Source organism: Phormidium sp. CCY1219 (assembly GCF_055795085.1).
In genome coordinates this window covers 1-6,728 of sequence record NZ_JAYFEQ010000921.1, presented here as the reverse complement: position 1 = coordinate 6,728, position 6,728 = coordinate 1, and the positions used below count along the sequence as shown (strand labels likewise).

Here is a 6,728-nt window from a genome sequence, read left to right as displayed (position 1 = left end):
AAAAGCGCCGGCCCCAAAAAAAAGAAAACCCTGGCGAAAAGGAAAAATTTCTGCTATACTTATTCATAATGGGAATAGTGCCGAAAATAAAAATTTCGCGAATATTCCCATTATGTAAAAAATAGTAGCAGAAAATCAAGCCTCGGTCAACCCCTAGAGAAAAAAAAGCGCCGGCGAGGGGGGATCCGGAGGCAGAGACAGAACGCCCCGGAAAAAACTTTACAAATAACCATTGTCCGCCAAAAAAGCGGGGGTAATGCGGTCTAAACTATCAATCGAGGGAGCGGACTCATCGGGGAATTCCGATGAGGAGGGAGAAGGGAGGCCAGAGCGGACGAACTTAGCCACATATTTGCCCAAGATATCTGCTTCCAGATTAACCCAGTCGCCCACTTGGAGGAAGCGGAGATTGGTTTGGTGGTAGGTGTGGGGAATGACAGCGGCAGTGAACCAAGCGCCGGCGGGGTCGCACTCAGCCACAGTTAAGCTAATCCCGTTGACTGCAATACTGCCTTTGGGGACGAGATAGGGAGCGATTTGGTGTTGCCAGAGGGAGAGCAAAGCGGGAGGGGCAGAGAAAGACATTTCCCAAGAACTAGCGGTTTGCACGGTTGCTTGAACTGCACCGATGCCATCCACGTGACCGGTGACGAAGTGACCGCCCAATTTAGAGCCGACGCGCAAAGAGGTTTCGAGATTGACATAGGCATCGGTTTGGTGAGCGAGGGTAGTACGGCGGAGGGTTTCCGGGGAAGCGATCGCGACCAAACCATTGGGCAAAATTTCAGTTGCCGTCAAACAAGCCCCATCCACCGCCACACTATCGCCTATAGCTAAAGAGGGCAAAATAATCTCTGCGCCAGAAACGCAAGAAATTTGCAATTTTTCAGTACCCATCGGGGCAATCGTGCCCAAACCTTGAACTAATCCAGTAAACATAGGTTTTTCCTTTAATTTTCAGGGTCAGACGATCGCAGGCCAAGATTTTTCCTTTGTCTGCGTCACCTTTTTTAACAGATTCGGGGCTAAAGTGGAGTATATGCAACTGGAAGTTGGGGGAACGATAACAACGGAATTGCCGAGAGCGCCGAGGTGCTTAGCGCAAATCGATCCTTGTTGAATGGCAAGGTTTTGACGTAACGTTGTTAGTAAGGGCAAATTCTGCCCGTGACCGGGAGAGTCAACAATCCAGGCTTGACCCAGAGGGGGCAGGCGTGGTGTGAATCCCGGAGTTGACCAGGCTGAGGTAGAAATACCGAGGAAGCAAAGCTTCGCGCCTGGGGATGCGATGCCAGTCCGGCGTGCCGGGGGTTTCCAGACCCGAAAATCAAGAATAAAAGAAAGCGTATCCCTGGCCCGAGTCATGATTACTTTCACCAGAGTGTTTTAAAGAGGCCGAGTCGATGATTGAGATGAAAGTCGCTGGAATTGCATTAGATGCAGCCACCCGGAGTCCGATTGTGCTGCTCAGAGACGCTGCCGATCGCCGTGCCCTGCCGATTTACATCGGGCAAGACCAAGCTAGGTCAATTATCAGCGCCTTAGAAAGCCAGAAACCGCCGAGACCCCTAACCCACGATTTGATGGTGAATTTGATGGACGAATGGGAATTAAACCTAGAGCGGGCCATCATTCATTCCCTACAGGACAACACATTTTATGCAGTTTTGAAAGTGCGGCAAGGAGACGCGGTAAAAGAGATTGACGCGAGACCTTCCGATGCGATCGCCCTAGCATTGCGAACCAATAGCCCGATTTGGGTAATGGAAGAAGTGGTTGCCGATGCCTCGATCCCGGTCGATCGCGAAGCAGACGAAGCCGAACGGCAAGCCTTCCGAGATTTTGTGTCCAATATCAGACCGGAAGACTTCATTCAGGGTAAAGGCTTCAGCAGTGGCAGTGGGGAAACGAAAGAATCGTAAGCAGGCGAGGGGTGAACGAGAGAAGGGTAAAAATTAAGGGAGATGCACAGTTGCTCCTCGATCGCAGATTCGTTTGTCCTCCCGGATTAAAAAGCTGAAGACCAAACCATCTGATGCGCTACCGTCGATTTGGGAAAACCAACTTACACCTGTCGGTTTTTTCTCTGGGAACCATGAGATATTTGGAGTCTAGAGAAACCGCGATCGCCACCACTGTCAAAGCAGTGGAAATGGGCATCAATCACTTTGAAACCGCCCGAGGCTATGGAAACAGCGAAATCTATCTCGGTGCCGCCATAGAAGAGATAGTCCGGGGAGGAAAGGGGTCGAAATTGGCGCGCGATCGCCTGCATATCACCACCAAACTGCCCCCCGTGGGGGATGCTGCTGTAATCGAGCGCTGCATTGACCAATCCCTAGAACGCTTAGGTGTCGATTATATAGACGCTTTAGCGATTCACGGAATCAATAAGCCATCCCATTTAGAGTGGGTATTGAATTCCCCGGGAATGGAGGCAATTCGCCAAGCAATCGCCGATCGCCGGGTGCGACATTTGGGATTTTCCACCCATGGGTCTCTCGACCTAATTCAAGCCACTATCGAAACAGATTTATTTGAATTTGTCAATCTGCATTATTACTATTTTTTCCAACGCAACGCCCCCGCCGTAGAGTTAGCCGCTCAGAAAGACATGGGAGTGTTTATCATTTCCCCAGCAGACAAAGGGGGACGCCTGCACAACCCACCGGATCCCTTAAAAAAACTCTGTCATCCCTTCTCCCCGTTAGGATTAAACTATCGGTTTTTATTGAGCAACCGGGCAATTACCACCCTAAGTTTTGGGGCGGCGACCCCCGAGGAACTCCACAGCCTCGATCGCCATCTGCCATTGAGAGCGCTAGATTGGTGTCACCTGCCCCTAACCGAAGCAGAACGAGCAGCGATCGCCCGGTTAGAACGACAAGCGCAAACCGCCCTGGGAAGCGACAAATGCAGTCAGTGTTATGCCTGCTTACCTTGTCCCGAAGAGATTCACATTCCGGAAGTTTTGCGCTTGCGGAATTTGGCAGTAGCATACCAGATGACGGACTATAGCCAATACCGCTACGGGATGTTTGAAAATGCGGGACATTGGTTTCCCGGGCGCAAAGGCAACCGCTGCACCGAATGTGGGGATTGTTTGCCCCGATGTCCCGAACAGCTTGATATTCCCCAACTGCTGCAAGACACCCACGATCGCCTGAAAGGGAAAGCGGGGCGGCGGTTGTGGGGTTAACCCGATTTTTCCCAAACCGAGGGAGAGCAGATGAACGCCAATAGAGCAAATTGGGTAGGGGTGAAAAAACTCCTACCGATAGTCATCGTGAGTTTCACGTTAGAAGCGATCGCCGCCGTACCGGCATTGCCCGCCCCCAACGAGACAGCCCCGCCAAACCGAGAGTCAGAGGACAGCGAAACCCCTCCCCAGGGACAAATGCAGCCCATCGAGACCCTCGAATCGGTGCCGCCCCCGGTGCCGCCGTTAGAATTAATTCCCGTGCCCCCCACGGCAAATCCTGCCGCCCTGGATATCGTTACTTCAGGCACCATTTCCCAAACCGGACTCACCGTGCCCAGTTTGTGGTGGGCCAGAGAACTCGTCGGCGGCAAATTAGTGGAAAACTGGGTGGCGTATCCGCGCAATGAAGAGAATGTGGGGTTTGTGGATTTAATTGTGAATCGGCAAATGTGGAGTTTGCTCGATTATTTAGAACGGTATCAGGCGCTCAATCATTTTGGGCAAGTAGCGAGCGATTACCGCTATAATATTCGCGTGTTTAATCGTCAGCAAACCCTGCTCGGCACCTACAGTTGTCAGTTTGAAGTCGAGCCGATCGTGTGCGATTTGTGGCTGGATTCCCCGGGGTTAGAGAACGGATCGCAATTGTTTTCGACGCCTTAACTGAGGCGAATTTTGCGCCACAACTGACGATAGCGATCTGCCACATCTGGGGATAAGGGATAGAGAAATTCACTGCGCGCGATCGCCGAAGGGTTGGGCAACAGGAGAGGATCTGCCTGTAACCCGGGGGGTAACTCCTCGCGGTTGAGTGCGAGGGCGATCGCAGAGGTTGCCTGACTCAGCAGAGACATATCCACTGCCACTTCTGGTTTCCAGCAAAAGTCAATCCACTGTTGCGCCAAAGCAGACAGAGATGGTGGATTGTCCGCAGCGATCGGGGATTTTGCCGCAGGCTGTACCCACAAATCAGCCCACAGGGCGGTGCCCGACTGAGGGACGAGCGCCTGAATTTGGGGATTGCGCTGTACCAGGGGAAGCAGGTCGCTAGACCACCCTACTGCCAACCAAGTATCGCCCAGAATCAGGGGTTGCAGGTAGGTATCGGAACTGTAGAGACGAACCTGCTGCTGGAGGGCGAGGAGTTCTGCTTCCAAGTCGGGCACATCGTCTAGGTTGGCGGTTTGGTAGGAGTGACCCAGTTTTTTCAGAGTCAGACCAATGGTTTCTCTGGGGCTATCGAGCAAAGAAATGCGATCGCGAATTTCCGGACGCCACAAATCGCTCCAATCCTGGGGAGTCCATCCGAAGGGTTTGAATTTATCCACCCGATAGGCGATCGCCGTCGTGCCCCAGCGATAGGGTGCGCCCCAGACTTGACCCTTGGGATCCGGTTGACCCTGGGCATTGCGCGTCACCAGGGTGCGCCACTGTTGCGGTAAGCGATCCCACAACTGAAACCTGGCGGGATTCATGGGTTGAATCAATTCCTGTTGAATTGCTTCGCTTAACCAGTAATCCCCTAACGTGACCAAATCGGGAAGGTTATTCCCACCGTTGCGCCTCCCGAAAGTGGGCAGATTGAATCCGTTGTCCTCATCTTGCGGTGGGGATTGTTGCTGCCATTCTTGCAGCATGAGAAATAGGGCTTGCAACTGCGCCGTGGGAGTAAAGTCGAGATTGGCCGGTTGCTGTAGTTGCTTGCGAAAGGCGCTCAAAACGCGAGCGGGTACGGAATTTTTCAATAACCGAACTTCGAGGGAATCTCGATTGGGATTCCCACAGCTAGCGAGAAGCGTGGCGATCGCCAAACTGCCCGTACCGATGAGAAAAGACCTTCGCTTCACTGAAAATAAGGGGGGTGAATTGCCATCAGAGGTGGAGGGGAAATGCTCATCTGAACTCTACAAAGGTTATGGAGAGAGGCAATATTCCCCTTGCTCTGTTTAAATTTCGCTTGCAGACAATTGTATCATTCGAGACGCTTTTCTAAATATTGGCCGATGGTTTTCTGTTCTCCCGCCCGAGAGATGATAGTTTGTCGGGTGCGATAGCGATCGCCGATATGTTTGATTTCCTCTTCAAACTCTGCCTTATTGTACGCGGTTTTCAGGCACAAGGTTTGCGGATTGGGGAAATAAAACTGCGCCGTCACCGGGTTGGGGGTATAGTAACCGCGATCGCGATACAGAATATTATCCAGCGCGCCAAAGACGGTGGATCCTGCCGGATGCGGACGTCCAGAAACCGAGGTACTGCGTTCCCAAGAGACATGGGTGCCACAGGTTAATGCTTTGGAGTCGGGTAGCTGATGCAGTTGAGCCAACGCTTCGAGTTCCGGGCTTCCGGCTTCCAGAAAGCGCACGGTAATGATTCTAACCACTTCCTCGGTGGTGACGTCGGGAAGGGTGTAGTAGCGACGTTCCGATCGCCATTTTCCGGCAGATTGTTGAAAAAAATCGGCAATTAAAGATTCTCCCGGGGGATTGAAAAGCTGTATTGATGTCATTAACAAATTTCCTCCGATTTTGGCTCGTTTTTACCCTAACAATGGGTGGGGGGTCTTTGCTGTCAATTCCGTTACTTTTCTTAATATAACCGATCGCAAGAAAACCGACGTCGTACCCAGGGGGGATTGCATCCCCCACCCAGAAGCTTGCGAGAAGGGACTGAGACGCCGAAATTGGCCGTTCAGGGTCGCGATCGCCGCCCGCGCACACAGTGGTCAATCTTCGGGGAACGCGGCCCAAATTCCGGGGCGATCGGGGGATTGGCAAAAAAAGTTTTTCTATAGCACAAAAGTAAATTAATGTCAATAGATTAGAGAGATTTTTTATTCCCATTTCCACTTTCGAGACATCACCCCCCCCGAACGGGAGTCAACTGGGAGAAAATCGCAGAAATGAAGCGGAATGCTGGGATTGGGAGAAATTTGAGGCAAAATCTTGCCGGGGCGGTGAATTTTTGCCCTAGTATTTCCCGATGGTGAGGGCGTCAAGCGATTCGAGGCGCTGACGGGGGATGGAAAAGTGCCGGGAGTGGGTTTTAATTCGCCGCCACTGGATTGTGAAGGATTATCAACGGCTGTAGTGTTTTGAGATATAGCAGTTCTCAATGTTAGTCAGGTAAAGAATTTTTCACCGATGAGGTGGCGACGCGGTTGGCACAGAAACGGCTGCAGATCGCATCAAGAAACAGACCTAGTATATTTCGCCACCAGCGCCCCATCGGGAAAGAAACTCTAGCGATAACCGCAATAGTTATTTCGCCACCAGCGCCCTATCGGTGGAAAAAACTCTACCGATAGTCGGAATAGTTATTTCGCCACCAGCGCCCCGTCGGGAAAGAAACTGTAGTGATAGTCGGAATAGTTATTTCGCCACCAGCGCTCAATCGGTGGAAAAACTGTACCGCTAACCGGAATAGTTATTTCGCCACCAGCGCCCTATGGATGGAAAAAAACTGTACCGCTAACCGGAATAGTTATTTCGCCGCCAGCGCCCAATCGGTGGAAAAAACTGTACCG

General features: G+C 51.8%; 6 protein-coding genes. 3 read left to right on the top strand and 3 right to left on the bottom strand.

Going from position 1 to position 6,728, the window contains the following annotated elements; all coding sequences use genetic code 11:
• Positions 1 to 219 precede the first annotated feature (219 nt).
• Positions 220 to 939: a riboflavin synthase gene (ribE, locus tag AC0QH1_RS30435; RefSeq protein WP_324635197.1), complete on the bottom strand. Its 720-nt coding sequence runs from the start codon at positions 937 to 939 to the stop codon at positions 220 to 222.
• Between the two features lie 464 nt (positions 940 to 1,403).
• Here ribE and AC0QH1_RS30430 point away from each other — a divergent pair, with 464 nt between their 5' ends.
• From AC0QH1_RS30430 to AC0QH1_RS30420, 3 genes are all read left to right on the top strand, one after another.
• Positions 1,404 to 1,922 carry a bifunctional nuclease family protein gene (locus AC0QH1_RS30430; protein ID WP_324635196.1) on the top strand — a complete coding sequence of 173 codons (519 nt, stop codon included), beginning with the start codon at positions 1,404 to 1,406 and terminating at the stop codon, positions 1,920 to 1,922.
• A 113-nt stretch (positions 1,923 to 2,035) separates the two neighbouring features.
• Positions 2,036 to 3,199, top strand: a complete 1,164-nt coding sequence (locus AC0QH1_RS30425) for an aldo/keto reductase (RefSeq protein ID WP_324635195.1) — start codon at positions 2,036 to 2,038, stop codon at positions 3,197 to 3,199.
• Positions 3,200 to 3,229: 30 nt separating this feature from the next.
• Positions 3,230 to 3,865: a hypothetical protein gene (locus AC0QH1_RS30420; RefSeq protein WP_324635194.1), complete on the top strand. Its 636-nt coding sequence runs from the start codon at positions 3,230 to 3,232 to the stop codon at positions 3,863 to 3,865.
• Here the strand turns inward: AC0QH1_RS30420 and AC0QH1_RS30415 are convergent.
• Positions 3,862 to 5,049 carry an extracellular solute-binding protein gene (locus tag AC0QH1_RS30415; RefSeq protein WP_324635193.1) on the bottom strand — a complete coding sequence of 396 codons (1,188 nt, stop codon included), beginning with the start codon at positions 5,047 to 5,049 and terminating at the stop codon, positions 3,862 to 3,864. The genes AC0QH1_RS30420 and AC0QH1_RS30415 overlap by 4 nt on opposite strands.
• A gap of 125 nt (positions 5,050 to 5,174) precedes the next feature.
• Complete coding sequence (locus AC0QH1_RS30410) at positions 5,175 to 5,711, bottom strand: phycobiliprotein lyase (RefSeq protein ID WP_324635192.1); 537 nt, start codon at positions 5,709 to 5,711, stop codon at positions 5,175 to 5,177.
• Positions 5,712 to 6,728: the final 1,017 nt, after the last annotated feature.

What these genes read in the sequence shown, in the direction of transcription:
- ribE (WP_324635197.1), bottom strand. Translation starts at nt 939, where the DNA reads ATGTTTACTGGATTAGTTCAAGGTTTGGGCACGATTGCCCCGATGGGT.
- AC0QH1_RS30430 (WP_324635196.1), top strand. Translation starts at nt 1,404, where the DNA reads ATGATTGAGATGAAAGTCGCTGGAATTGCATTAGATGCAGCCACCCGG.
- AC0QH1_RS30425 (WP_324635195.1), top strand. Translation starts at nt 2,036, where the DNA reads ATGCGCTACCGTCGATTTGGGAAAACCAACTTACACCTGTCGGTTTTT.
- AC0QH1_RS30420 (WP_324635194.1), top strand. Translation starts at nt 3,230, where the DNA reads ATGAACGCCAATAGAGCAAATTGGGTAGGGGTGAAAAAACTCCTACCG.
- AC0QH1_RS30410 (WP_324635192.1), bottom strand. Translation starts at nt 5,711, where the DNA reads ATGACATCAATACAGCTTTTCAATCCCCCGGGAGAATCTTTAATTGCC.